The organism is Amycolatopsis thermoflava N1165 (assembly GCF_000473265.1).
Taxonomy (GTDB): Bacteria; Actinomycetota; Actinomycetes; order Mycobacteriales; family Pseudonocardiaceae; genus Amycolatopsis_E; species Amycolatopsis_E thermoflava.
This window is the reverse complement of the sequence record NZ_KI421511.1, coordinates 1,994,402-2,019,420: the sequence shown is the minus strand read 5'-3', so window position 1 is coordinate 2,019,420 and position 25,019 is coordinate 1,994,402. Positions and strand designations below refer to the sequence as shown.

25 protein-coding genes and 1 tRNA gene are annotated in these 25,019 nt (G+C 71.0%); 21 read left to right on the top strand and 5 right to left on the bottom strand.

Annotation, left to right across the window (positions count from 1 at the left end; translation table 11 throughout):
* Positions 1 to 9: 9 nt before the first annotated feature.
* The 9 genes from AMYTH_RS0110095 to AMYTH_RS0110055 all read left to right on the top strand — a co-directional run bounded on the left by AMYTH_RS0110095 (position 10) and on the right by AMYTH_RS0110055 (position 10,551).
* Positions 10 to 1,773, top strand: a complete 1,764-nt coding sequence (locus AMYTH_RS0110095) for an ABC transporter permease (protein ID WP_027930211.1) — start codon at positions 10 to 12, stop codon at positions 1,771 to 1,773.
* The gene (locus tag AMYTH_RS0110090; protein ID WP_027930210.1) at positions 1,766 to 2,893 is read left to right on the top strand and encodes an ABC transporter ATP-binding protein; all 1,128 of its coding nucleotides are present in this window, start codon (positions 1,766 to 1,768) and stop codon (positions 2,891 to 2,893) included. Before AMYTH_RS0110095 ends, AMYTH_RS0110090 begins: the two co-directional genes overlap by 8 nt.
* 30 nt (positions 2,894 to 2,923) lie before the next feature.
* Complete coding sequence (locus AMYTH_RS0110085) at positions 2,924 to 4,012, top strand: isocitrate/isopropylmalate dehydrogenase family protein (protein ID WP_027930209.1); 1,089 nt, start codon at positions 2,924 to 2,926, stop codon at positions 4,010 to 4,012.
* 76 nt (positions 4,013 to 4,088) lie between these two features.
* Positions 4,089 to 4,697, top strand: a complete 609-nt coding sequence (locus AMYTH_RS0110080; RefSeq protein ID WP_148085773.1) for an aspartate/glutamate racemase family protein — start codon at positions 4,089 to 4,091, stop codon at positions 4,695 to 4,697.
* Complete coding sequence (gene otnK, locus AMYTH_RS0110075; protein ID WP_027930207.1) at positions 4,694 to 5,923, top strand: 3-oxo-tetronate kinase; 1,230 nt, start codon at positions 4,694 to 4,696, stop codon at positions 5,921 to 5,923. Before AMYTH_RS0110080 ends, otnK begins: the two co-directional genes overlap by 4 nt.
* Positions 5,920 to 6,549, top strand: coding sequence for a 3-oxo-tetronate 4-phosphate decarboxylase (otnC, locus tag AMYTH_RS0110070; protein ID WP_037322479.1), 630 nt, complete (start codon positions 5,920 to 5,922; stop codon positions 6,547 to 6,549). The genes otnK and otnC overlap by 4 nt, the downstream gene beginning before the upstream one ends.
* Positions 6,546 to 9,176, top strand: a complete 2,631-nt coding sequence (gene acnA, locus AMYTH_RS0110065) for an aconitate hydratase AcnA (RefSeq protein WP_027930205.1) — start codon at positions 6,546 to 6,548, stop codon at positions 9,174 to 9,176. Before otnC ends, acnA begins: the two co-directional genes overlap by 4 nt.
* Positions 9,173 to 10,225, top strand: a complete 1,053-nt coding sequence (locus tag AMYTH_RS0110060; RefSeq protein ID WP_027930204.1) for an Ldh family oxidoreductase — start codon at positions 9,173 to 9,175, stop codon at positions 10,223 to 10,225. Before acnA ends, AMYTH_RS0110060 begins: the two co-directional genes overlap by 4 nt.
* Positions 10,225 to 10,551, top strand: a complete 327-nt coding sequence (locus tag AMYTH_RS0110055) for a putative quinol monooxygenase (protein ID WP_027930203.1) — start codon at positions 10,225 to 10,227, stop codon at positions 10,549 to 10,551. Before AMYTH_RS0110060 ends, AMYTH_RS0110055 begins: the two co-directional genes overlap by 1 nt.
* Positions 10,552 to 10,968: 417 nt before the next feature.
* Here the strand turns inward: AMYTH_RS0110055 and AMYTH_RS51190 are convergent, their stop codons facing one another.
* Complete coding sequence (locus AMYTH_RS51190) at positions 10,969 to 11,157, bottom strand: STAS domain-containing protein (protein WP_410468333.1); 189 nt, start codon at positions 11,155 to 11,157, stop codon at positions 10,969 to 10,971.
* A gap of 134 nt (positions 11,158 to 11,291) precedes the next feature.
* Here AMYTH_RS51190 and AMYTH_RS0110045 point away from each other — a divergent pair, with 134 nt between their 5' ends.
* The 3 genes from AMYTH_RS0110045 (at position 11,292) to AMYTH_RS0110035 (ending at position 12,942) form a co-directional block, all read left to right on the top strand.
* The gene (locus AMYTH_RS0110045) at positions 11,292 to 11,588 is read left to right on the top strand and encodes an AHH domain-containing protein (RefSeq protein WP_084022558.1); all 297 of its coding nucleotides are present in this window, start codon (positions 11,292 to 11,294) and stop codon (positions 11,586 to 11,588) included.
* Between the two features lie 763 nt (positions 11,589 to 12,351).
* A tRNA-Ala gene (locus tag AMYTH_RS48760) sits at positions 12,352 to 12,418 on the top strand.
* 260 nt (positions 12,419 to 12,678) lie between these two features.
* Entirely contained in the window at positions 12,679 to 12,942 is a 264-nt protein-coding gene (locus AMYTH_RS0110035) for a hypothetical protein (RefSeq protein ID WP_027930201.1), read from the top strand.
* An 86-nt stretch (positions 12,943 to 13,028) separates the two neighbouring features.
* On the opposite strand, the gene AMYTH_RS0110030 is transcribed toward AMYTH_RS0110035, so the two are convergent.
* Entirely contained in the window at positions 13,029 to 13,460 is a 432-nt protein-coding gene (locus tag AMYTH_RS0110030) for a hypothetical protein (protein WP_027930200.1), read from the bottom strand.
* An 86-nt stretch (positions 13,461 to 13,546) separates the two neighbouring features.
* Here AMYTH_RS0110030 and AMYTH_RS0110025 point away from each other — a divergent pair, with 86 nt between their 5' ends.
* Complete coding sequence (locus AMYTH_RS0110025; protein WP_228684687.1) at positions 13,547 to 14,743, top strand: thiolase family protein; 1,197 nt, start codon at positions 13,547 to 13,549, stop codon at positions 14,741 to 14,743.
* Positions 14,740 to 15,489 carry an enoyl-CoA hydratase/isomerase family protein gene (locus AMYTH_RS0110020; protein ID WP_027930198.1) on the top strand — a complete coding sequence of 250 codons (750 nt, stop codon included), beginning with the start codon at positions 14,740 to 14,742 and terminating at the stop codon, positions 15,487 to 15,489. The genes AMYTH_RS0110025 and AMYTH_RS0110020 overlap by 4 nt, the downstream gene beginning before the upstream one ends.
* Here AMYTH_RS0110020 and AMYTH_RS0110015 read toward each other — a convergent pair whose 3' ends face one another.
* The 3 genes from AMYTH_RS0110015 to AMYTH_RS0110005 are packed head-to-tail and all read right to left on the bottom strand — an operon-like array spanning position 15,490 to position 17,737.
* Positions 15,490 to 16,143 (bottom strand): TetR/AcrR family transcriptional regulator, encoded by a 654-nt coding sequence (locus AMYTH_RS0110015; RefSeq protein WP_027930197.1) that lies wholly within the window; start codon positions 16,141 to 16,143, stop codon positions 15,490 to 15,492.
* A 32-nt stretch (positions 16,144 to 16,175) separates the two neighbouring features.
* Entirely contained in the window at positions 16,176 to 16,580 is a 405-nt protein-coding gene (locus tag AMYTH_RS44535) for a Zn-ribbon domain-containing OB-fold protein (protein WP_037322474.1), read from the bottom strand.
* Positions 16,577 to 17,737: a thiolase C-terminal domain-containing protein gene (locus tag AMYTH_RS0110005; protein ID WP_027930196.1), complete on the bottom strand. Its 1,161-nt coding sequence runs from the start codon at positions 17,735 to 17,737 to the stop codon at positions 16,577 to 16,579. Before AMYTH_RS0110005 ends, AMYTH_RS44535 begins: the two co-directional genes overlap by 4 nt.
* Positions 17,738 to 17,882: 145 nt before the next feature.
* Here AMYTH_RS0110005 and AMYTH_RS0110000 point away from each other — a divergent pair, with 145 nt between their 5' ends.
* From AMYTH_RS0110000 to AMYTH_RS0109970, 7 genes are read left to right on the top strand one after another with little or no spacing between them, the layout of a single operon-like run.
* On the top strand, positions 17,883 to 18,653 hold the full coding sequence (locus AMYTH_RS0110000; protein ID WP_027930195.1) for a hypothetical protein: 771 nt from the start codon (positions 17,883 to 17,885) through the stop codon (positions 18,651 to 18,653).
* Positions 18,654 to 18,678: 25 nt separating this feature from the next.
* A complete protein-coding gene (locus AMYTH_RS0109995) occupies positions 18,679 to 19,737 on the top strand; it encodes an LLM class flavin-dependent oxidoreductase (protein WP_027930194.1) in 1,059 nt (352 codons plus the stop codon).
* Between the two features lie 11 nt (positions 19,738 to 19,748).
* Positions 19,749 to 21,254: an AMP-binding protein gene (locus tag AMYTH_RS0109990; RefSeq protein ID WP_027930193.1), complete on the top strand. Its 1,506-nt coding sequence runs from the start codon at positions 19,749 to 19,751 to the stop codon at positions 21,252 to 21,254.
* A gap of 27 nt (positions 21,255 to 21,281) precedes the next feature.
* Entirely contained in the window at positions 21,282 to 22,832 is a 1,551-nt protein-coding gene (locus tag AMYTH_RS0109985; protein ID WP_027930192.1) for a class I adenylate-forming enzyme family protein, read from the top strand.
* Between the two features lie 2 nt (positions 22,833 to 22,834).
* Positions 22,835 to 23,674: a mycofactocin-coupled SDR family oxidoreductase gene (locus tag AMYTH_RS0109980; protein WP_027930191.1), complete on the top strand. Its 840-nt coding sequence runs from the start codon at positions 22,835 to 22,837 to the stop codon at positions 23,672 to 23,674.
* Positions 23,671 to 24,156 carry a nuclear transport factor 2 family protein gene (locus AMYTH_RS44530; RefSeq protein ID WP_051362629.1) on the top strand — a complete coding sequence of 162 codons (486 nt, stop codon included), beginning with the start codon at positions 23,671 to 23,673 and terminating at the stop codon, positions 24,154 to 24,156. The genes AMYTH_RS0109980 and AMYTH_RS44530 overlap by 4 nt, the downstream gene beginning before the upstream one ends.
* On the top strand, positions 24,156 to 25,013 hold the full coding sequence (locus AMYTH_RS0109970; protein ID WP_027930190.1) for an LLM class F420-dependent oxidoreductase: 858 nt from the start codon (positions 24,156 to 24,158) through the stop codon (positions 25,011 to 25,013). The genes AMYTH_RS44530 and AMYTH_RS0109970 overlap by 1 nt, the downstream gene beginning before the upstream one ends.
* Positions 25,014 to 25,019: the final 6 nt, after the last annotated feature.

Genomic DNA, 25,019 nt, shown 5'->3' with positions numbered 1-25,019 from the left:
CCACGCGACATGACGACCCTGACCGAACCGGACCGGGCGGCCCCGCCGCGGCCCGGACCGCCCGCCCCGCGGTACCGCCGCCTGCTCGGCGCGCGCCGCGAACTGTGGGTGCAGTACGCGGTGCTGGCCCTGCTCGCCCTGCTGGTGCTCGCCCCGGTGGTGCCGACCCTGATCCAGTCCGTCCTGGACCGCCCGCTCTACGAGGCCGGCGGGATCTTCACCCCCGCCAACTACGTCCGGCTGTTCACCGAGGCCGGGTTCGGCACGGTGGTGCTGAACACGCTGATGTTCGCAGTACTCACCACCGTGCTGACGCTGCTCATCGCGGTGCCGATGGCGGTGCTGGTGGTCCGCACCAGGCTGCCCTTCGGGCGCGGGTTCGCCGCGGCGATGCAGTGGCCGTTCTTCATCTCCTCGCTGATCCTGGGCTTCGGCTGGATCACGCTCTACGGCCCGGCCGGGTTCGTGAGCACCCAGGTCCGCCAGTGGATCGGCACCGTGCCGTGGAACCTGTACTCGATCCCCGGCATGGCCATCACCGAGGCGGTGGCGCTCGCCCCGATCGCCTACGTGTTCTGCGCCAACGCGCTGGGCAAGGCCGACGCCTCATTGGAAAGCGCCGCGCAGGTCTGCGGCGCCAAACCCCTGCGGATCCTGTTCTCCGTCGTCATCCCGATGCTGCGCCCGCCGATGGTGTACAGCTCCATCCTGGTGTTCAGCATGTCGGTGGAGACGCTGAGCGTGCCGCTGCTCTACGGGCAGCCCGTGGGCATCAAGGTGTTCTCGACCTTCCTCTACACCAACGGCCTCCAGTCGATCAATCCCGACTACGGGGTGCTCGGCGCGGCCTCGGTGCTGATCCTGCTGGTGACCGTGGGCCTGGTCGCGGTGCAGGCGAAGCTGCTGAAGGAGGCGCAGCGGTTCGTCTCGGTGCGCGGCAAGGCCACCCGGCCCCGGCGGCTCGAACTGGGCTGGATCAAGTGGATCGGCGTCGCCGCCATCAGCGTCTACGTGGTGTTCGGCGCGCTGCTGCCGATCGGCGGGCTGGTGTTCCGGTCCTTCACCCGGGTCTTCACGCCGCTGCAGAACCCGTTGCAGACGGCGACGACCGCGAACTACGAGCGGGTGTTCGGATTCGCCGCCTACGTCCAGTCCATTGTGAACAGCCTGATCGTCGCCGCGGTCGGCGCGGTCGTGGTCAGCTTCGTCGCCACGCTGGCGGTGCTGGTGTCCAAACGGTCCACCTTCCGGTTCCGGCGGCTGGCCGAGTACCTCGCGCTGGCGCCGCAGGCCATCCCCGGCATCATCATCGGCATCGGGCTGTTCTGGGCCTTCGCCTACCTGCCGTTCGGGATGGGCGGACTCGTCCAGGGCACGCTCGCCGCGCTGGTCGTCGGCTTCGGGCTGCGGGCGCTGCCGTCCGGGTTCGGCTCGATCGCGCCATCAGTGATGCAGATCGGGCAGGAACTCGACAACGCCGCCCGCGTGTCCGGCGCGGACTGGGTGCGCACCTTCACCCGAGTCCTCGGCAAGCTGCTCACCCCGGCGTTCGCCGGCGCGATGATCCTCACCTTCGTCACGATGCTCAAGGAGTACTCGCCCGCGGTGTTCCTCGCCTCGGCCGACTCCAACGTCATCGGCACGACCATGCTCGAACTCTGGGTGCAGGGCAACACCGGCTCGGTCGCCGCCCTCGCCACCGTCCAGATCGTCATCACCGCCGTATTCGTCGGCCTCGCCCGGCTACTCATGAAGGGGCACCGCGATGCCTGAGGTCCGCGTCCACCAGCTCGACAAGACGTTCGGCACGACCAGCGTGCTCAAGGGCGTCGACTTCACCATCCGCGACGGCGAGTTCTTCACCCTGCTCGGCCCCAGCGGCTGCGGCAAATCCACCACGCTCAACTGCATCGCCGGGCTGGAGAAGCCGACCGGCGGCAGCATCAGCGTCGGCGGCGAGGTGTTCGTCGACGTGGCGCGGAAGGTGTTCCGCACACCCGAGGAACGCAACCTCGGCATGGTTTTCCAGTCCTACGCCCTGTGGCCGCACATGACCATCGCCGCCAACCTGGCGATGCCGTTGAAGATCCGCAAGATCGGCAAGGACGAGCAGGACCGGCGCATCACCGACGCGCTGGACAAGGTCGGCCTGGCCCACCTGCGGGACCGCTACCCGCACCAGCTCTCCGGCGGCCAGCAGCAGCGGGTCGCGCTGGCCCGCGCACTGGTGTACTCGCCGAGCGTGCTGCTGCTCGACGAGCCGCTGTCCAACCTGGACGCCAAACTGCGCGAGCAGGCCCGCGCCTGGCTCAAGCGCCTGCAGGAGGACCTGGGCATCACCACCGTCTACGTCACCCACGACCAGGACGAGGCGCTGGCCCTGTCCGACCGGATCGCGGTGATGAGCGAGGGCGACATGCTCCAGATCGGCACCCCGCACGAGATCTACGAGCAGCCCGCCGCGGCGGCGGTCGCCGCGTTCGTCGGCCGCTGCAACTTCCTGCGCGGCACGGTCGAGCGGCGCGCCGACGGCCGCACCGACGTCCGGCTGGACGCCGGGGGCGAGGTCGTGACCGTCGCCTCCCCGGTCGAGGTGGGCGCCGGCGGGCAGGTCACGGTCGCGATCCGGCCGGAGAAGCTCGAAGTCCTGCCCGCCGACCGCGAAGCCGGCGCCGCGAACCTGCTCGGCACCGAGATCCTGACCCGTTCCTACGTCGGCTCCCACTACGAGTACGACGTGCGCCTGGGCAACCAGGTGGTGCAGGTCGAAAGCACCCGCCCCGGGCTTTCCGGGCGGGTCGGCCTCACCTTCGCCCCGGAGTCGGCCCTGCTCTACGCCGACGCCGTGGTCCCCTCGGAGGACGCCGAAGACCTCCTCACGCTGCAAGTCTGAAACCCCGTACCGAAAGGCGCACACCCCGACATGACCAGCAACCCGAACCGCCGCTACCGGCTCGGCGTCCTGCACGGCGACGGCATCGGACCGGAGATCGTGCCATCCGCCGTGGCGATCCTGGACGCCGCGTTCGACGCGGCGGGCCTCGAACCCGTCGAGTGGACCGAGCTGCCGCTGGGCGCCGCCGCCATCGAGACCCACGGCGCGCACACCCCGGCCGCGACGCTGGAGGCCCTCGCCGGGCTCGACGCGTGGCTGCTCGGCCCGCACGACAGCGTCTCCTACCCCGAGCCGCACCGCTCGCAGCTCAACCCCAGCGGCACGATCCGCAAGCACTTCCAGCTCTACGCCAACATCCGCCCGGCCAAGGCGTTCCCCGGCGGCAACGCCGTCGTCGAGGGCACCGACCTGGTGATCGTGCGGGAGAACACCGAGGGCTTCTACGCCGACCGCAACACCCACGCCGGCACCGGCGAGTTCATGCCCACCCCGGACGTGGCGATCGCGATGGGCATCATCACCCGCGCGGCGACCGAGCGGATCGCCCGCACCGCGTTCGAGCTCGCCCAGGCGCGCGGCAAGAAGCTGACCATCGTGCACAAGGCCAACGTGCTGAAGCTGACCACCGGCCTGTTCCGCACGGTCTGCCGGGAAGTGGCCGCCGACTACCCGGACGTCACCGTCGACGACTTCCACATCGACGCGATGACGATGAAGCTGGTCCGCAAGGCCGACGAGTTCGACGTCATCGTCACCGAGAACATGTTCGGCGACATCCTCTCCGACCTGGCCGGGGAGATCGCCGGCTCGCTCGGCATCGCCCCGTCGGTCAACTCCTCGGACACCCACGCGATGGCGCAGGCCGCGCACGGGTCCGCCCCGGACATCGCCGGGCGCAACGTCGCCAACCCGATCGCGATGATCCTCTCCAGCGCCATGCTGCTGCAGTGGCTCGCCGCGAAGAACGACGACCCGCGCCTGACCGACGCCGCCCGCCGCGTCGAGGACGGCGTCACCGCGACCGTCACCGCCGGCACCCGCACGCGTGACCTGGGCGGGACCGCGTCCACGACGGAGTTCACCGACGCCGTCGTGGATGCCATCCAGGCCGCCTGACCACCCGCACACAGAAAGGCCGACCGTGACCGGGCACCAGCCCCTCGTGGCCCTCGTCCACGCCACCCCCGCCGCCATGGCGCCCGCAGCCACCGCATTCGACGACGAGTTCGGGGAGGCGCGCCGGTGGAACCTGCTCGACGACACCCTGATCAGCGACGCCGAGCGGGCCGGCGGGCTCACCCCGGCGCTGCGGAGCCGGATGCGCGCGCTGATCTCCTACGCCGTCGAGGGCGGCGCGGACGCGGTGCTGCTGAGCTGCTCGATGTACGGGCCGGTCGCCGACGAGGCGGCGCCGGGGCTGCCGGTCCCGGTGCTGTCCTCCGACGGCGCGCTGTTCGCGGAGGCGGCCCGGCTCGCGCCGGAGCGGGTGGTGGTCCTCGGCCCGATCGAGGCGGGCACCCGCGACACGGTCGCCCGCCTGCGTGCGCACCTCGATCCGCGGACCACAGTGGACGGTCACGTCGTGGCCGGCGCGCGGGAAGCGCTGGCGGCGGGCGACATCCCGCGGGCGGCGGAGCTGGTCGCGGAGACCGCGCGGGCGGCGGGGGAGACGGATCTGGTGGTGCTCGGCCAGTTCTCCCTCGCCCCCGTCCGGGACGCGGTCGAGGCCGCGCTCGGGGTGCCGGTGCTCAGTCCGCCCCACCTCGCAGCGCGGGCGTTGCGCGCGGAGGTGCACGCGTGAGCCCGGTGCTCGGCTGCATCGCCGACGACCACACCGGCGGCAGCGACGTCGCCGCCGCGCTGCGCCGCGCCGGGATGCGGACGGTCCTGCGCTTCGGGGTTCCGGGCGAGCGGGCCGGCGTGCCGGACTGTGATGCCGTCGTGGTCGCCCTGAAGACCCGCAGCATCCCGGCGGACGATGCGGTCACGCGGACGCTGGCCGCGCAACGGTGGCTCGCCGCGCTCGGCGTCACCCGGTTCTACTTCAAGTACTGCAGCACCTTTGATTCGACCGATGCGGGCAACATCGGCCCGGTCGCCGACGCGCTCCTCGGTGTCCTTGGTGGCCGCACGCTGATCTGCCCGGCCTCACCCGAACACGGCCGCACCACCTACCTCGGGCACCTGTTCGTCGGCGACGTGCTGCTGTCGGACTCCCCGATGCGCCACCACCCGCTCACCCCGATGACCGACGCGAACCTGGTGCGCGTGCTCGGCAGGCAGACCCCGCACCCGGTCGGGCTGCTGCCGCTGACCGCGGTGCGGCGCGGCCCGGCCTTCGTCCAGGAGCACCTCGACGGGCTCGACGTCCGCCACGTCGTCGCCGATGCCACCGAAGAGGCCGACCTGCTCGCCCTCGCCCGCGCGACGAGCGACTGGCCGCTCCTCACCGGGGGAGCGGGCCTGGCCGGTGCGATCGCCCGGGTGGCCGTGCCGGAAGCGGCGCGCACGGCGGAGATCGTCCCGCTCCCGCCCGGGCCGGGCGTGATCCTCGCCGGCAGCTGTTCGGCGGCCACGCTCGGCCAGCTCGACCAGGCACTGGCCCGTTTTCCCGGGCACCGGCTCGACCCGGTCGCCGCCCCGGTCCCGGCCGAGCTGGCCGCGGTCGCGGTGGAGTGGCTGGAGCGCAACCTCGGCGACGGTCCCGTGGTGCTGTACTCGTCCGCGCCTGCGGAGCAGCGGGCGACAGGGCCGGGGATCGCCGAGGTTCTGGAGGAGACCCTCGGACTGCTCGCCCGGCGCGCGGTCGAACTCGGCGTCCGCCGGATCGCGGTGGCCGGCGGGGAGACCTCCGGCGCGGTGACCACCGCGCTCGGTGTCGAGCAGGTCGTCGTCGGCGACGAGGCCGACCGCGGGGTGCCGTGGTGCGTGACGACCACCGACGATCCGGTGGCGCTGCTGCTGAAGTCCGGCAACTTCGGCCGGCCGGACCTGCTGGTCCGCGCGATGGACGGAGCGACGCGATGAGCACCGGAATCCGCGCGCAGATCGCCGCCCTGGGCGCGTCGTTGTTCCATCGGAAGCTGACGTTCGGCCGCACCGGCAACCTCAGCGTGCGGCACGGTGAGCAGATCCTCGTCACCCCGACCGGCGCGAGCCTGGGCGACCTCGACCCGGACGCGCTGGCCGTCATCGACGCCGACGGACGGCACGTCGACGGACCACGACCGTCCAAAGAGGCCTTCCTGCACGCCGCGGTGTACCGCGCCCGCCCCGGCGCCGGTGCGGTGGTGCACCTGCACTCGACCCACGCGGTCGCGGTGTCCTGCCTCGCCGACGTCGACCCGGCCGACGTGCTGCCGCCGCTGACCGCCTACTACGCGATGCGCGTCGGCACCCTGCCGCTGCTGCCCTACCACGCGCCCGGCGACCCCGCGCTCGGGCCGCTCGCCGAAGACACCGCGCGCCGCCACCACGCCATGCTGCTCGCCAACCACGGACCGGTCGTAGCCGGGGCCGACCTCGCGGCCGCGGCCGACGCCGTCGAGGAACTCGAAGAGACGGCGCGCCTGCACCTGCTCCTGCGCGGGCACGCGACCCGGCCCCTCACGCCGGAGCAAGCCGCCGCGCTCCGACCAGCGGAGACCCGATGACCGCCCCGACCTTCCCAAGCCGGAACAGCTTCGGCACCGCAGGCGTCCTCACGGTCGGCGGGGTGGACCACCGCATCCACCGCATCGCCGGACTGGCCCCCGACGGCCTGCCCGTCACGTTGAAGATCGTGCTGGAGAACCTCCTCCGCCACGAGGACGGCCGCGTCGTCACCGGCGAGCAGATCGAAGCGCTGCTGCGGTGGGGCGCGCCGGACGTGCACGACACCGCCGTCGACCTGCACCCGGCCCGGATCTTCCTGCACGACACCAACGGCGTCCCGGCGTTGGCCGACCTGGCGGCGATGCGGCACGCCATGGCCGCGCTCGGCGGCGACCCGCGCCGGGTGAACCCCGTCATCCCGGCCGAACTCGTCATCGACCACTCGGTGATCGCGGACGTGTTCGGCCGCCCGGACGCGCTGGACCGCAACGTCGAGATCGAGTACCGGCGCAACGCCGAACGCTACCGGTTCCTCAAGTGGGGCAAGGAAACGCTGCGGAACTTCGCGGTCGTGCCGCCCGGCACCGGGATCATGCACCAGGTCAACCTGGAGTACCTGGCCCGCGTCGTGATGACCGGCGGCGGCTGGACCTACCCCGACCTGTGCCTCGGCACCGACTCGCACACCACGATGGTCGACGGGCTCGGCGTCCTCGGCTGGGGGATCGGCGGGATCGAGGCCGAGGCCGCGATGCTCGGCCAGTCCCTGTCGATGCTCGTGCCACGGGTCGTCGGACTGCGGCTGCACGGCGAACTCCGCGAGGGCGCGACCGCCACCGACCTGGTCCTCACGATCACCGAGCTGATGCGGGCGCACGGCGTGGTCGGCAAGTTCGTCGAGTTCACCGGGCCCGGCGTCGGCGCCATCGGCCTGGCCGACCGCGCCACCATCGCCAACATGAGCCCCGAGTTCGGCTCGACCTGCGCCTACTTCCCGATCGACGCCGAGACCATCCGCTACCTGCGGTTCAGCGGGCGCGACCCGGAGCACGTCCGGCTCGTCGAGGCCTACGCCAAGGAACAGGGGCTGTGGCACGACCCGTCCCACGAGCCGCGCTACTCCGAGACCGTCGAGCTCGACCTGGGCACCGTGGTGCCGTCGCTGGCCGGACCGCGCCGGCCGCAGGACCGGGTGCGGCTGGACGCGGCGAAAACCGGTTTCCGGCAGGCGCTCGCGGAGATGGGCGTCGCGTCCCAGGAGCCGGCCGCGGACCGGCTCGGCCACGGCTCGGTCGTCATCGCCGCGATCACCTCGTGCACCAACACCTCCAACCCGGCGGTGATGGTCGCGGCCGGGTTGCTCGCCCGCAACGCCGTGCGCGCCGGGCTGTCGAGCAAGCCGTGGGTGAAGACCAGCCTGTCGCCCGGGTCCCGCGTGGTCACCGGCTACTTCGACCGCGCGGGGCTGACCCCGTACCTGGAGAAGCTGGGGTTCCACCTCACCGGCTACGGGTGCATGACGTGCATCGGCGCGTCCGGGCCGCTCATCCCGGAGGTGTCGCGGGAGGTCACCAAGCACGACCTGACCGTGGTGGCGGTGCTGTCCGGCAACCGCAACTTCGACGGCCGGATCAACCCCGAGGTGCGGATGAACTACCTCGCCTCGCCGCCGCTGGTCGTCGCCTACGCGCTCACCGGCACGATGGACACCGACCTGCTCACCGAACCACTGGGCACCGGCGCCGGGGGAGAACCGGTGTTCCTGCGCGACATCTGGCCCAGCGCGGCGGAGATCCGCGAGGTCATCGACGAGTCGCTGCGGCCCGAGATGTTCACCGAGGTCTACCGGGACGTGTTCACCGGCGACCGGCGCTGGCAGGAGCTGGACGCGCCGGCCGGGGAGACCTTCGCGTGGGACGACGGCTCGACATACCTGCGCCGCCCGCCCTACCTGGACGGCATGCGCCCGGAACCCGGGCCGGTCACCGGCATCGAGGGCGCGCGGGTGCTGGTCAAGCTCGGCGACTCTGTCACCACCGACCACGTCTCACCGGCCGGCGCGATCCCCCCGCACACCCCCGCCGGGCAGTACCTGACCGGACTCGGCGTGCCGCGATTCGACCTCAACACCTACGCCTCCCGCCGCGGCAACCACGAGGTCATGATGCGCGGCTGCTTCGCCAACGTCCGGCTGCGCAACCAGCTCGTCCCCGGCACCGAAGGCGGCTACGCGCTCGCCCCGGACGGCACCGTGACCAGCGTGTACGAGGCGGCCCTCGCGCACCGCGACGCCGGCACGCCCCTGCTGGTGCTCGCCGGGCGGGACTACGGCTCCGGCTCCTCCCGCGACTGGGCCGCCAAGGGCCCGGCCCTGCTCGGGGTGCGGGCCGTGCTCGCCGAGTCGTTCGAACGCATCCACCGCTCCAACCTCATCGGGATGGGCGTGCTGCCGCTGCAGTTCCTCCCCGGCCAGTCGGCCGAATCGCTCGGACTCACCGGGCACGAACGGTTCACCGTGCGCGGCCTGGCCGGTTACCCGCGCACCGCCACGGTGGAGGCCGACGGCGTGACGTTCGAGGTGGTGGTGCGCCTCGACACCGAACGGGAGCGGGACTACCACCGGCACGGCGGGATCCTGCCCTACGTCCTGCGTTCCCTGCTCACCACCGAGGACGGTCCACTGTGAACGACATCCGCGTCGACCCCGGCGCCCTCACCGACGCCGGGGCGGCCATCCTGCGCTCCGCTGGCGTCCCGGAAGCGGACGCGCGCCTGGTCAGCGACAGCCTCGTCACCGCCGACCTGTGGGGCCACCCCTCGCACGGCATGCTGCGGCTGGGCTGGTACGTCGCGCGGCTGCGGTCCGGCGTGATGCGCGCGGTCACCGAGCCGCGGCTCGTCACCGACATCGGGGCCGTCGCCGTGCTCGACGGTGACGACGGAATCGGGCAGGTTGTCACCGACCGCGCCTGCGCCCTGGCGGTCGAGCGGGCCGGCGAGCACGGGGTCGGCGTGGTGGCGGTGCGCAACAGCAACCACTTCGGCACCGCCGCCTACTGGACGCGGCGGATGGCGCGGGCGGGCTGCGTCGGCATCCTGACCACCAACGGCAGTCCCGCGATGGCGCCGTGGGGCGGGCGCGCCAAGACGGTCGGCGCGAACCCGTGGTCGATCGCGACACCCGGCGGCGCACACGGTCCGGTGGTGCTCGACATCGCCAACACCGGCGTGGCGCGCGGGAAGATCTACGCCGCCCTGCAGCGCGGCGAGCGCATCCCGGAGGGGTGGGCGATCGACGCCGGCGGCGCGCCGACGACCGACCCGCGCGCGGCGATCGACGGGATCCTCGCGCCGATGGCCGGGCACAAGGGGTACGGGATCTCGTTCATGATGGACGTGCTCTCCGGCGTGCTGACCGGCAGCTCGTACGCGACCGACGTCGCCGGCCCCTATGTCCCGGACCGGCGCAGCGGCTGCGGCCACCTGGTCCTCGCCCTCCGCGTGGACGCCGTTTTGGGTCCGGCGGAGTTCGACCGCCGCATCGAGGACCTGATCGCTTGCACCAAAGCCGTGCCGCTGGCCGCGGGCGCTGCGGAGATCTTCCACCCCGGCGAGATCGAAACCCGCGCCGAGGCCGCCGGGCGGCGCGACGGTGTGGTGCTGCCGGCCAAGACGGTGGAGGAGCTGCACGCCCTCGCCGCGAGCTGCGGTCTCAACCTGGAGTTGGCCGCCTGATGTACACGGTGATCGTCACGCTCGACGTGATCCCCGAGCGCCTCGGCGAATTCCTGGACGCGATCCGCGCCAACGCGCACGCCACCCTGCGCGACGAACCCGGCTGCCTCCGCTTCGACGTGCACCGCTCGGCCGAGGACCCGCACCGGTTCCTGCTGTACGAGATCTACCGCGACCAGAAGGCGTTCGAAGTCGAGCACCGCTCCGCCCCGCACTACGCGACCTGGCGAAAGGCCGCGGCGCGCTGCGTCCGCCCCGGCGGCCACGTGAACATCTTCGGGTCACCGGTGTTTCCGAGCGATATTCCGGAAACCCCGAGGATCTGAGACATGATCGACTGGCCTCACTGTCGCGGCTCCCAGTACCAGCTGTACGGTGGCGCCGCGGAGTACAGGAAATGCCTGCTCAGCCACTCGAGCACGGCAGAGGGAAGGGCCGACGGGCTCCACGCTCGGGCTCCCGCCACGCCGGATGGGAGAGATCGGTGAGGAGTAGGCGGATGGTCGACGATGACCGGCCAACGGGGCATGCCCAGGCGGTCGCGTCCGAAAACCAAAGCCGTGTTGACGAGGTAGATCTGAAGTGGTTCGCGGACGCACGTGTGACCGCGAAGGCTGAGAAACAGGGTGATCCGGTCCTTGACTTGGCGGTCGTGGTTCGACCGTATCCCCGGGCCAGGATGGACCGCCCGCCGCTTGATCACCCGCGCGGGGGGCGTCGACGACGGGCCAGGCCCTCGCGGTTCAAAAGGGCAGCGAGCCGGCCAGCCCGCCCAGCTCGAGAACCCGGCGAGGTACGCCAGTGACGACGATCCGCAACGCGGAGGCAGGCGCGCATCGCTGGTGCGTTCGGACCAGGGCCCGAACGCCGCAGGCCGCCAGGAAGCTCACCTCGGACAGGTACACGACCAGCGCTGAGGGCACCTCCAGAATGGCTCGGCGAGCGCGGCTTCCAGCACGTAGACGGACTCAATATCCACCTCGGCCGTACACGACATCTTCGGCGAGCCGGCTGGCCAGCAGGACGTGGAAGCTCCACCGATAGCTCCTGCTACACAGCCGTTGCGATGGCCGCGGGCAGCCCATCAACGATTCTGGGTGACAACCTGAACGCAGCTGGGTACAGCCGTGCATCAGGAGAAGAAGCGCACCACATCGTGCCGTATAAGGACAGGCGCTCTGACAAGTCGCGCCAGATCCTGAGCAGCTTCGACATCGACCTGAACTCCGCGGAGAACGGGGTATTCCTACCCGGCAACAAAGCCACGCCGAACCCGAACGGCAAGGCGGTCCACCGCAGAGAGGACGCAGTCGCGATCCTCGACTACATTCGCCAACAGCTACAAGCGGGAAGGTGGCCGTGACCGAGAGCCCTCGCATCTACTACCGTCGGACCAACGACGGATTTGAGAGAGGGAGCAAGGTGCGTCGTGTCGGCCGATCGTGTACGAATTATTGACGCCTTCTCGCTGAATTTGGAGAACTGCTCTCGCTGCATTGCGATTAAGGCGACGCGTACGCTCAAGAGTCGCGATTTTTTCGCGAAAAGATCGAGGAGAATCTGGTGTTCATGGTCCCTCAATTGGTCGCTAAGGGGAGATATTCTTCACGACGAGCATCGTCAAGCGGATCGAGGCTACCGGGCTGTCGGCAAATGTGCGCTTTGTGGCGGCTATGGACTGACAGGCCGCTGTAGCCGGCCTGGGCGACCTGGCCATCTGCCTCCGCCCGAGGTCCTCGGGCTGCATCTCGCACACGAGGCGGCCCTGCTGCGCCCCGAGTTCCTCGAGCGCCGGGACGAGCTATCCGCCAGGCCTCGCCGACTGTCGGCGTAATCGACGGCGGCGGTGTCGAAGGCCACCGGGATCGTGTGTTCGGCATTGTGAAGATCAGCGATGTCGAGCGCGAGCAGCGGTGTTCCCCCGCATATCGAGCGCTGGATTGCCGACCTTGACGTCCGCTCGCGGGCGGTGGTGGTTCCAGCTTCCCGAGCAGGTACGCCGACCACTCGACGTCGTCCCCGCGAGAGGGAGATGCTTCCACGCCGATCGCTTGGGCGGCGGGAGCGCTCAGGCCCCCACGCGGACGGGATCGTCCCGGACGATGCGGTCCAGGTGCGACCGACGTGAGGTCAGGGTGCGTAGCGCGCCACACTGGCAGTGTGGGGTCAGGGGTTCGAGTCCCCTTGGCTTCACGGTCGTCAAGATCGCCCGATCTGCTAATTGTAGCAGGTCGGGAAATTTTTTTCGGGACTGCCGAACGTTTGACTTCTGTGGATGCAACTTTAGTTACTGATTGGGGCAAAACTGGGGCAGCGGCTGGTTCTGCGGCAAATAGGCCACGCGAACTCGTGCTCTCTGGAGCGGCTTGGCGTGCCTGACTGTAACGGCCAGATCGGGTGCTGCGACTGGTCGTAGCAGGCGATGCGCACGGCGAGCGTCGGGAGGCGAGCCGATGGAGGATACGGCGGATCCACGAGAGCGGGCGACGGCGGCGAAGCGCGCGGCGCTGGCGGCGCTCAGCAGCGCCGCGTCGCGTGGGCAGGGAGCCAAAGATGCTCCGAGTTGCGCGGGTTACTACGTGTCTGCGGCGCTGGAGTACCAGGCCGCGACGACCGAATTCGAGGCGGATCACAAGATGGCCGGCTACGCCCACATGGTCGTGGCCGATGCGTGGTATCACGCTGGCGAGATGTGCGAAGCAGGAACGTTCCCGTAGACGTCTGATTCCCCAGCTCATGGGAACCGCCAGTCCGGCACGCGGGCAAGCCATCCGTGTGGCCGTCGCTGTTCGCGCCGGTTCGCTCACCGCTCCTCCTCAGGTGGTGTCGAGCCGAGTGCGACGAGCGCGGTGCGGACCGGCTCCGGTGAGCCGGACGTCCATTTCGCCGTCGATCTCGTTTTGGGCGCGACGGTCGGCAGGGCGAGCTCGGCCGCCAGGTCGGCCACCACCTCTTTGCGCACGCTGTTTTCCGGGTAGTCCAGGTCCAGCAGTTCGACGGCGACATGGCCCCGTCCGAACCGATCGATCAACGCCCTGAGCGCGTCGGCGGCCGCGGCCGGGCCGTCCTCGACCAGGGCGCGGCGGACGGCGCCCTCGCGGCGGCCGGTCAGCACCACGACCTGGCCGCGCAGCTCGTCAACGATCTGGTCGTGGTCGTAGACCGGGCGGGCCTTCTCCTTCCCGCGCAGCTGGGCGTCGGCGATCAATGCCGACAGCCGCCGGTACCCGTCCACAGCGACAACGTCGCCTTGTACTGTGACGCGGCTATCACTCGCTAAATAGTCGGAAGACCTACTATTTGGCGAGAGGTAGTCCCGGGGTGAGTGAGGTGCGGATGGGCCAGGACAGGATCGTGCTGCTGGAAGGCGCGCGGACACCGGTGGGCAGTTTCGGTGGCGCGTTCAAGGACGTGCCAGGGTTCGAGCTGGGTGCGACGGCGGCGAAGGCGGCGATCGAACGATCCGGGGTCGAACCTGAAGCGATCGGCGAGGTCGTCATGGGTTGCATCGGCCAGGTCGGTCCGGATGCCTACAACGCGCGCCGCGTGGCGCTGGCCGCGGGGCTGCCGGTGTCGACGCCGGCCTACACGGTGAACCGGTTGTGCGGCTCGGGCTTGCAGGCGATCTGGTCGGCCGCGATGCAGATGCGCTGGGGTGGGGTGGACTTGGCGCTGGCCGGTGGCGACGAGTCGATGAGCCGGATGCCGTTCTACGACTTCGGCGCCCGCTCCGGCTACCGGCTCGGCGACCGGACGCTGGCCGACGGCACGGTGATGATGCTGACCGACCCGTTCCACAACGTCCACATGGGAGTGACCGCGGAGAACGTGGCCCGCGAGTATGGGATTTCGCGGCAGGAGCAGGACGAGTTCGCGCTGGAGTCGCAGCGGCGGGCGGCCTCGGTGGCGGCGAAGGTGGCCTTCGCGGAGGAGATCGTGCCGGTCGAGGTCGGCGGGCGGCGCCCGGTGACGGTGACCGAGGACGAGCACCCCAAGCCCGGCACGACGCTGGAGGCCCTGGCGAAGCTGCGGCCGGCGTTCGAGAAGGACGGCACCGTGACGGCGGGCAACGCGTCGGGCATCAACGACGGGGCGGCGGCGGTGGTGCTGGCGCGGGAGTCCGTGGCGGCCGAGCAAGGGCTGACCGGGCTGGTGGCGCTGGAGGCCGTGGCGACCGCGGCGATGGAACCGGAGCTGATGGGCTACGCGCCGGTGCCTGCGTTGAACAAGCTGTTCGCGCAGACCGGAACCACGCCGGCCGACATCGACGTGGTGGAGCTGAACGAGGCGTTCGCCTCGCAGGCGGTGGCGGTGATCCGCGACGCCGGGCTGGATCCGGAGAAGACCAACCCCTACGGCGGCGCGATCGCGCTGGGACACCCGGTCGGGGCGACGGGGGCGATCCTGACGCTGCGGGCGGCCAAGCACCTCGTGCGGAACGACCAGGAGCTGGGTGTGGTGACGATGTGCATCGGCGGCGGGCAGGCGCTGGCCGCGTTGCTGCGGAGGGTCGCGTGAGCGTGCGCTGGGAACTGAGCGGGGGAGTCGGGCGGATCACCCTGGACCGGCCGGACGTGTCCAACGCGGTCGATCTGCCGACTGCGCAGACGTTGGCGAAGGCCGTGACCGCTGCGGAGTCCGATGAGGTCCGGGTGGTGCTGCTGACCGGGGCGGGAGCCCGGTTCTGCGCGGGCGGGGACGTCCGGTCGTTCCTGGCCGCCGAGGAGCCGCCGAAGTACCTGCACCAGCTGGCCTCCGAGCTGGAGGCCGCGCTGCGGCGGCTGTCCGAGCTGCCCAAGCCGGTCGTGGCGGGCGTGCAGGGCGCGGTGGCCGGGGCGGGGCTGGCGTTCGTGCTCAACGCCGACGTCGTGGTGGCCGCGCGGTCGACGAAGTTCCGGATGGCCTACTCCGGCATCGGCCTCACCCCCGACTGTGGCGTGTCCTACCTGCTCCCGCGTGCGATCGGCACCCAGCGCGCCCTGGAGCTGGCCCTGACCGGGCGCACGCTCACCGCCGAGGAGGCCCGCGACTGGGGTCTGGTGACCGAGGTCGCCGACGACGACGCGCTAAACCGCCGTGCCGAAGAGCTGGCCACGTCGCTTGCGACCGGACCGGCGTCCGCGCTCGGCCAGGCCAAACGGCTGATCCGGTCGTCCTTCGAGGCCGCGCGCCAGGACAGTGCGGCCGACGAGGCCGACACCATCGCCGCGGCCGTCACGACGCCCGAGGCGCGGGAGCTGATCGAGCGCTTCACGGCCCGGTGATCAGCGCCCGGTCTCGAGACCTTCCATCACCAGCTTGAGGTACTGGTCGGCGAGCTGGTCCACGCTGAGCCGCCCGGACGGCGTGAACCAGCGCACCGCCACCCAGATCGCGTCACGCAGGAACTGGTAGGTCAGCTTCGGGTCGAGATCGTCGCGGAACGTGCCCTCGGCGATCCCGGCCTCGATCACCTTGACCCACATGCGGCGCACGTCGTTCTCGATCTTGGTCACGTAGGCGAACCGGGGCAGTTCGGCCAGGTATCTGCGCTCGTTCTGCAGGATGGTGACGGCGGCGCGGTGGGGCCCCAGCGAGGCGAACGCCGAGCGCACCAGTTCGCGCAGTGCGTCCCCGGGACGGGGGTGCTCGTCGATGATCCGTTTGTAGGTCTGCACGATCCCGTCGAGGTAGGTGGACAGGATCTCGTCGGCGATCGTCTCCTTAGAGTCGAAGTGGTGGTAGAGGCTGCCCGAGAGCACCCCTGCCGCGTCGCCGATCTCGCGGACGGTGGTCGCCTTGAACCCGCGCTCGGCGAAGAGTTCGGCGGCGATGTCGACCAGCGCCTGGCGGCGCTCGGACCCTCCGCCCCTGCTGCCGTTGCCGCGGGCTCCCGTTCGGGCGGCGGGCTTGCCCGCCTGGCGTTTCGTGGCTGCCATGGTCGCCAGTATCCCCCATGCTTGGGCAAGTGCTAGGTTGACTCGCCGGTAGGTTGCCACCGCAGCAGGGCCGCGGGTGGATCGCCGGGCAGATCTTGGTAGGTCGCGCGGACCGGGAGGCCCACCGCGAGGTCCGCACCTTCGGTCCAGCCGCCGGGCAGCAACAGGTCGTCTCCCTCGGCGAGCCGGACCATCACCACGGTGTAGGGCGCGGTCCGGTCGGGCTGGTAGGCGCGGTGCGACACGACCCAGCTCGCGATCGTGCCCTCGCCGGACGCCTCCGTCCAGCGCCAGGCGAAGGAACCGCACGAGGCGCACAGGGGCCGGGCGACGAGCCGATGCCTCCCGCAGGCGCCGCAGGTCTGCAGCAGCAGGCGGTGCTCCGCCAGTCCTTCCCACCACGCGGTGGAGTCGCGGTCCGCGAGCGGGCGGGTCATCGGTCCGCTCGCAGGATCAGGGCCGACGTGGTGCCCGAGACGTAGCCGGGCTGGCCCGTTGTCAGTGCCACCTCAGCGCCCGGCACCTGCCGGTCACCGGCCTGGCCGCGCAGCTGCGTCACGGCCTCGCCGACGTGGTTGAGGCCGTGCAGGTAGCCCTCGGACAGGTGCCCGCCGTGCGTGTTGACGGGCAGTTTGCCGTCCAGTGCGGTGGCGCCGGAGGCGACGAAGTCGGCGGCGCCGTGCCGGGGTGCCAAGCGGTAGTCCTCCAATTGCATCAGCACGAGGGGGGTGAACGCGTCGTAGAGTTCGGCGATCTGAATGTCCTCCGGGCCGATGCCAGCACCTGCGTAGAGACGCGGTGCCATGTCGGCGGCCGCGCTGACGGACAGGTCCGGTCGCGCGCCGGAGAACAGGCTGTGGCCCCCGCCCGTCGCGGCTCCGCTGATCAGCACGGGCGGCTGCCGGAGGTCGCGGGCCCGTTCGGCCGAGGTCACGACAAGGGCGATCGCCGCGTCGGTCTCCAGGCAGCAGTCGAACAGTCGCAGCGGCTCGGCGATCCAGGGCGCGGCGAGGTACTCGTCCATCGACAGCGGCTTGCGCATCATCGCGCGCGGGTTGCGCAACGCGTTCTGGCGCTGGGTGACGGCGACTCGGCCGAGGTCCTCCTCGCCGGCGCCGCAAGCGTCGAGGTAGGCGCGGCCGACCAGGGCGTACTGCTGCGGCGGGGCCAGCAGCCCGTAGGGGACCTGGTACTGGAACTCGACGAGCGTGGGCGCCGCCCGGCCGGTGCCGCCCATGCGGAACTCGGATCGCGCGTTGAGCGCGCGCCAGCACACCACTGTTTCGGCTTGGCCGCTCGCCACCGCCATCGCGGCCGCGCCAACCGTCGCGGCGGAGACGCTGCCGCCACCCCACAGGTCGAGCAGGACGTGCGGGTCCGGCACTCCGAGTGAGGCGGCGACGACCGCTGCGGGCGTCGCGTCACCCACGGAATGCGTGACGAATCCGTCCACGTCGGCACGGGTGAGCCCGCAGTCGTCGAGAGCGGCGGTGATCGCCCGTAGCGCGAGCTCCAGGGTGCTCACCCCGGAGTTCTTCGAGTACGGGGTCCAGCCGACGCCGGCGATCGCGGCGCGGTCGCGGAGCGCGGCCACGGCACCTCCTTCACCAAGCGAGCACTTGGTTGGACAGTACGAACGTCGCGGTCCCGCTGTCAACGGGCGCGATTGTTGACGGCGGATGCGCCCGGCCTTACAGTCTTGACCAAGCGATTGCTCAAGTAGGAGTGAGGGAGAGACTGTGGCGCGCGGGATCTATCTGCTCGAAGAGGTGTACTTCCACCCGATGAACTCGCGCAACCCGCGCGAATACCTGCAGTGGCTGGTGAACTACAAGAAGGAGGACGAGCAGCGCGGCGACGCCTCCCCGGAGCTGACCTCCGGGCTGTCCGTGCGTTCGCGGGCCATCGACCTGATCGGCGCGTTCTACGCCATCGGCATCACCGGCCACGAGCAGTTCAAGGCGGTCACGCTGTGGGACTGCCACGGTGGCTGGGAGGGTGGCTGGCGGCAGATGCTCGACATCTACGACAACGTCAAGCCTGAGCTGTTCCTGTCCTCGATCGACGATCTCAGGCACAAGGCGTTCTCCCGGCCGATGGGCGGCGTTCCGGGCACCCCGGATCTGCAGGCCCTGCGCGACGAGCGGTACACCGCGCCGTTCTTCCTGCACGAGGTCGCCCACGTCCGGCCGGGCGCGGCGCTGGACTACCTGGCGGCCGTCCGCGAGGAACGCGCGCCCATCCTCGCCGACCACGGGCACCGCCTCGTCGGCCTGTACGAGGTGCTGATGTCCGACAGCGAGGTCGTCACCTTCTGGGGGACCGACATGGACTCGCACCTGGAGACGCAGCGCGCGTATGACGCGGCCGTCGGCCTGGACGCCGAGGCGAAGGCCGACCCGAGGCTGCTCGACTGGCGCAAGACTGCCCGGCAGTACCTGGACGGCCCGTGGCGGGAAACGCTGCTCGCGCCGTTCCCCGGTTCGGTGCTCGCGCCTTCGCAGGCCTGACAACGGAAAAGAGGAGCACCGCGCGATGAAGTTCTCCGCGTTCCTGCTGTTCCACCGGCCCGACCGGCAGCGCAGCATCAAAGAGGTCTACGACTACAACATCCGGGTCGCCGAACTGCTCGAGGAGCTGGGCTTCGACGGGCTTTGGGTGTCCGAGCACCACTTCCGCGACTACGGCACGGTCCCGAACATCTTCACGATGCTCAGCCACCTGGCTGCCCGCACCGAACGGATCCGGCTCGGCACCGGAGTGGTCGTGCTGCCGCTGCATAACCCGGTCCACGTCGCCGAAGAGGCCGCGCAGGTCGACCTCCTCTCCGGCGGCCGCCTGGACCTCGGGGTCGGCCGCGGGTACCAGAGCATCGAGTTCGACGGGTTCGGCCAGGAGCTGTCCGAGGCACGCGAGCGGTTCGACGAGTCCCTGGAGGTGATCACCGGCCTGCTCGGGAACGAACAGTTCCAGCACGACGGGAAGTTCTACCGCACGGGCGAGGTCGAACTGACGCCGAAACCGCTCCAGCGGCCGCATCCGCCGCTGTACGTGGCCGCGGTCAGCCCGGAGACCGTCGAGCGCTACGCCCGGCGCGGCCTGCCCATTCTGGCCGATCCCGCGGCGCCGTTCCGCAAGGTGCACAAGGCTGCCGAAACGTGGCGGTCGGTCGCCGTGGAGGCCGGGCACGCCGTCGAAGACGTCGAGCTGGTCGTGTCCCGCTCGGTGTGGCTCGCCCCGACGGTGGAGCAGGCGCGAGCCGACCAGGAGGCGTTCGAGAGGACGTTCGACCGCGCCCGCATCTTCAACGAGAAGAGCGCCCCCATCGACTCGCGTACGGGCGAGATCGCGAAGGGCTTCGAGTTCTGGGAAGGCCGCTACCTCAAGGGCGGCAGCGTGGGCACCGACTTCCGCTGGGAGCAGCTGGAGGTCATCGGCGACCCGGAGCGGGTCATCGGCCAGGTCGCCATGCTCCAGGAGTTCGGCTTCGGCCACCTGATGTGCGACTTCGGCAGCACGCGCCACGTGCCGTTCGAGGACATGAAGCGAGCCATCACCTTCTTCGCCAAGGAAGTCATCCCGGCCTTCCGCTGAAAGGCGTCACCATGCACCAGTTCACCCTCGCCGACGTGGTGCGGGAGCACCGGCGCAGCCGCGCCCACGTCACCGCCCTGGTCGACGGCGACCACCGGCTGACCTACGCCGATCTCGACGAGCGCACCGACCGCCTCGCCCATGCCCTGCTCGACGCCGGTGCCGGGCCGGGGGAGCGGGTCCTGTGGCTGGGCGTCAACTCGTTCCGGATCATCGAGCTGCTCATCGCCTGCGCCAAGACCGGGGCCATGCTGTGCCCGGCGAACTGGCGGCAGAGCAGCGACGAGCTGAAGTTCGTGCTCGACGACCTCAGGCCCGCGGTGGTCGTCTGGGAGTCGGGACCGCTGGACGCCGCGCTCGGTCCACTCCGGAGCGGGACGACCGCGCGCTGGGTCTGCCACAACGCCGACGACGGTTACGAGGCGTGGCTGGCGGAGTACCCCGCCACCCCCCTGGGCCTGGACGTGGACGAGGACGCGCCGGTCCTCGTGCTGTACACCGCGGCGTTCGACGGCCGCCCGCACGGCGCGATGCTGTCGCAGCGCGCGCTCGTTTCGCACAGTCTGGTGCTCGGCGTCGTCCGTCAGGTCGAGGAGGGCTTCGTCTGCCTGGACTCCGGGCCGCTCTTCCACATCGGCACCACGATGTTCGCGCTGACCACGCTGGTTTTCGGTGGCACGAACGTGGTGCTGCCGACCTTCGACCCGGAGCTGGCGTGCCGGCTGATCGAGCGGGAACGCTGCCAGGCCGCGATGCTCTTCCCGGCGATGATCGCGCAGCTGGTGAAGGCGAACGCCGACCGGCGCTACGACCTGTCCAGCTTGCGGGCGGCGCCGGGCGACGAGGCGTGGAACGCGATGATCACACCGGACACCAGTCCCTGGGGACGCTCGTTCGTCGGCTACGGACAGACCGAGGTGGCCGGGATGCTCACCTACCACGGGCTCGGCACGGACGGCGCGGGCAACGTTGGGCGGCCGAGCCCACTGGCGCAGGTGCGCATCGTCGGCCCGGACCACGAGGAGGTGCCGGACGGGCAGGTGGGCGAGATCGTGGCCCGCGGCCCGCACGTGTTCAGCGGGTACTTCGACCAGCCCGAGCTGAACGCGGCGAAGTTCCGCGGCGGCTGGCACCACACCGGCGACCTGGGCCGCCGTGAAAAGGACGGCACGATCAGCTTCCTCGGGCCGAAGCTGCGGATGATCAAGTCCGGCGGTGAGAACGTCTATCCGGCGGAGGTCGAGCGCGCCCTGACTACGCATCCCGACGTCGAGGCAGTGGGGGTGATCGGACGGCCGGATCCGGTGTGGGGCCAGAACGTCGTCGCGATCGTCGTGCTCGCCGACGGCGCGAGCGTGTCGGAGAAGGATCTGATCGCTCACGTGCGCACCCAGGTCGCCTCCTACAAGAAGCCGAAGACCGTGATCTTCGCCGAGGAGCTCCCACGACGGGGGTTCACCCCCGACTACGACCTGCTCGACGCCCGGTACGGCGGCGGCGGATACCCGGGCACCTGACACCTGTTCGACCGCAGGAGAGACGCAATGACGCGCTACGCCAACTTCGGGCACGCTGTGCTGACCGCCCACCGTGATCGGGCGCCCGAGGACATCGCCGTGACCTTCGCCGGCCGCTTCCACCTCACCTACGACGAGCTGAACAAGCGGGTCAACCGCCGCGCCCACGCACTCGCCGCCGCGGGGCTGAAACCCGGGGACCGGGTCGCCACCCTGCTCGACTCACCGTTGTCCGTCGCCGAGATCTACCTGGCGCAGGCCAAGCTGGGGACGGTGCTGGCGGCGCTCAACCCGTTCTGGGCCGCGGAGACCTTCGCGCCCGTCCTGGAGCGCAGCCGCACCACCGCCTTCGTCTACGATGCGCGGTTCGACGACCTCGTGGCCGGACTGCGGCCAGTCCTACCGGGTATCGATACCTGGATCCGGGTGGGCGGCCCGGCCCGCGGTTCGGTTGATCTCGACGCGCTCACGGCCTCCGCGGGCGACGGCGAGCCGGTGCTCGGGGCCGGGGGAGACGATCCGCTCGCGCTGTTCTTCACCTCCGGCACCACAGGCCTGCCGAAAGCGGTGGTGCACACGCACGCCAGCGGGCTGGCGATCGCGGAGAAGCTGTGGCTGGACGTGCCGCTGGGACGGGACGCGGTTCTGGGTACCGGGCCGATCATCTGGGGCATCGGGTTCCTGGCCGTGGCCGCGCCCGCGCTCGCGGGTGGGGCGCGGCTGGTGCTGGAGGAAGGGTTCGGACCGGAACAGTTCCTGGCCGCGGTGCCGCGGGAGCGCGTCACACACATCAGCGTGACGCCGAGCTTCTTCGTCGAACTGCTGTCCACGCCGGGGCACGAGAACGCCGACCTGTCCTCGTTGCGGGTCGCGATGCTCGGCGGTGAGCCGATCCTGCCGTCGCTGCAGCAGCGGATCCGGCGGAGGCTGCCGGACTTGGCCCTCTACGGCTACTACGGGCAGACCGAGGCGCCCTACAGCGTGATCGCGCGGCGCGACGAGGTGCCTGATGGCGTGGTGGGCTGGGCGCGCACCGGCGGGGCCGTCCGGGTGGTCGATGCCGACGGGCGGCGGATCACCGGGGAAATCGGGGAGATCCAGCTCGCGGGGCCGCATGTCACGGCCGGCTACGACGGGCAGCCCGAGGTGACCGGGCAAGCGCTCCGGGACGGCTGGTTCACCGGCGGCGACCTCGGCCTCGTCGACGACCAGGGCCGGGTGTCGGTGCTCGGCCGTCGCGCCGACGCGATCGCGCGCGGCGGCTCGTTCACCCTGCCGATCCAGGTCGAGGACGCGGCGTCCGCAGTGGACGGCGTCGCGGAGGCCGCCGCGGTGGGCGTCCCGGGCGCCGATGGCGAGCCGAAGATCCTGCTGGTCGTGCGCCCCGATCTGGAACACCACCTCGACCCGGAGGTGGTGCGGTCGGCGGTCGCGGACAAGCTCCCGCCGCCGTCGCGTCCGGACGTCGTCGTGGTGGCGGACGAGCTGCCGCACGCCAACGACGGGTCCGGCGGGCAGGGCAAGCTGCTGCGCCGCGCGGTGCTGAACCGCTGGGGTCACCTCGCCGGAGGGAAGTGAGCATGGCCGGGCAGCTGGACGGACAGGTCGTGTTCGTCACCGGGGGAGCGCGGGGGCAGGGCCGGTCGCACGCCGAGGCGGTCGCGCGCGAGGGCGCCGACGTGGTCCTCTTCGACCGCTGTGCCGACTCGCCGCACGTCGCGTATCCGCTCGCCACCGAGGCCGACCTGGCGGAGAGCGCGGACCTCGTGCGGGCCCACGGCCGCGACGTGCTCGCGCTCACCGGCGATGTCGGTGACGAAGGTGCTGTGGGCAAGGCCGTCGACGCGGCGATCGACCGGTTCGGGCGGATCGACGTCCTGCTGGCCAACGCCGGAGTACACGGCGGCGGGTCCATCCAGGACGCCCACCGGGCCGTGTGGGACGAGGTGGTCGCGACCAACCTCACCGGGGTCTTCCAGTCCCTGCGGGCGGTCGCCCCGCACATGATCGAGCGCGGCTACGGCCGGATCGTGGCAACCGCGTCCAACCAGGCGCGGATGGCCGTGCCGGGCTCGGTGCCCTATGTCGCCTCGAAGTGGGGCGTGATCGGCCTGGTGAAGGCCGCGGCTCTGGACCTCGCGCCGTTCGGCATCACGGTGAACGCGGTCGCGCCGGGCAACACCTCCACCCCGATGGTGCACAACGACCCGCTCTACCACGCGCTGCGGCCGGATCTGGCGGCGCCCGGGTGGGAGGACGTCGAAGCGCTGCTCCGGGAACACCACGTCCAGCCGGTCGCCCTGCTGGAGCCGGTAGAGATCACCGCGGCGGTGCTGTTCCTCATCGGACCCGCCACGCCGCACATCACGGGCTCGGTGATCGACGTCAACGCCGGTTCGGCCGCGAGGTACACGGCGTGATCGGCGGCGACGACCACCGCCAGGTCGAGCGACTGGTCCACCTCTACCCGTACTACCTCGACGACGGCCGGTTCACCGAGCTCGGCGAGCTGTTCGCCGATGCGGACCTCTACGTGGGGGAGGACCTGGTCGCCCAGCGGGACCCGGCCGCCGTCACCGCGCTGTGGCAACGGTTCGTGCGGCTGCACCCCAACGGCACCCCGCGGACCCGGCACATCGTGAGCAACCTCCTCGTCGACGACGACGGCCCGGACCGTGCCCGCGCGTACTCCTCCGTGCTCGTGGTCCAGCACGCCGGGACGTTCCCGCTGCAGCCCATCATCGCCGGGGACTACCTCGACCGGTTCGCCAAGGTGGACGGCCGCTGGCGGTTCACCGAGCGGCGCATCGGCAACGACCTGTTCGGCGATCTGAGCCGCCACCTGCTGGAGCCGATGACCGCGCGCGACGACGTGCTGCCCCAGCGCTGGGAGCGGGCCTGATGGAGGCCGGCGTGCAGTTCTTCCCGTCCGCGGACTCGATCAGCCCGGTCGGCTTCGCCCGGGCTGCCGAGGATCGGGGGTTCGGCTCGGTCTTCTTCCCCGACCACACCCACGTTCCGGTGGGCGCGGACAGCCCCGGCTATTACCGCACGGTGTTCGATCCGCTCGTGACGCTCGGCGCGGTGGCGGCGTCCACCACCCGGATCCGGATCGGCACCGCCGTCTGCCTGGTGCCTCAGCGCGATCCGGTCGTGCTCGCCAAGCAGATCGCCACCCTCGATCAGCTCTCGCGCGGACGGTTGCTGCTCGGCGTCGGAGCCGGCTCCGACGCCGACGAGTTGCGCAACCACGGCACCGATCCCGGCCGCCGGTTCGCCGTGCTGCGCGAACGGCTGGCGGCGATGACCGCGATCTGGACCCAGGACGAGGCGGCCTACCACGGCGAGTTCGTGCGCTTCGGTCCACTGTGGTCGTGGCCGAAGCCGGTGCAGCGGCCACGACCCCCGGTACTGCTCGGCGGGATGGGGCCGCGGGTGCTGGAGCGCGTGGTCGCCTTCGCCGACGGCTGGATGCCTTACCGGGCTGGCACCGACCAGGTCACCGACCCGCCACCGGGAGCCGTCGAGGACTTCGAGCCCGTCCTCGCGCGGCGCGTCGAGGAGCTGCGCAAGCGAGCCGGGGACGCGGGGCGTGCGGACATCCCGGTGACGCTGTTCAACGCCTGCCCGCACCCGGCGGCCCTGGACCGCTACGCGGACATGGGCATCGACCGGGTCGTGTTCTGGCTGACCACCTCGGACGAAGCGACGACCTTGCGCGGTCTGGACGGGCTGGCCGCGCTCGCCGCGTCGCTGTGAAGCAAG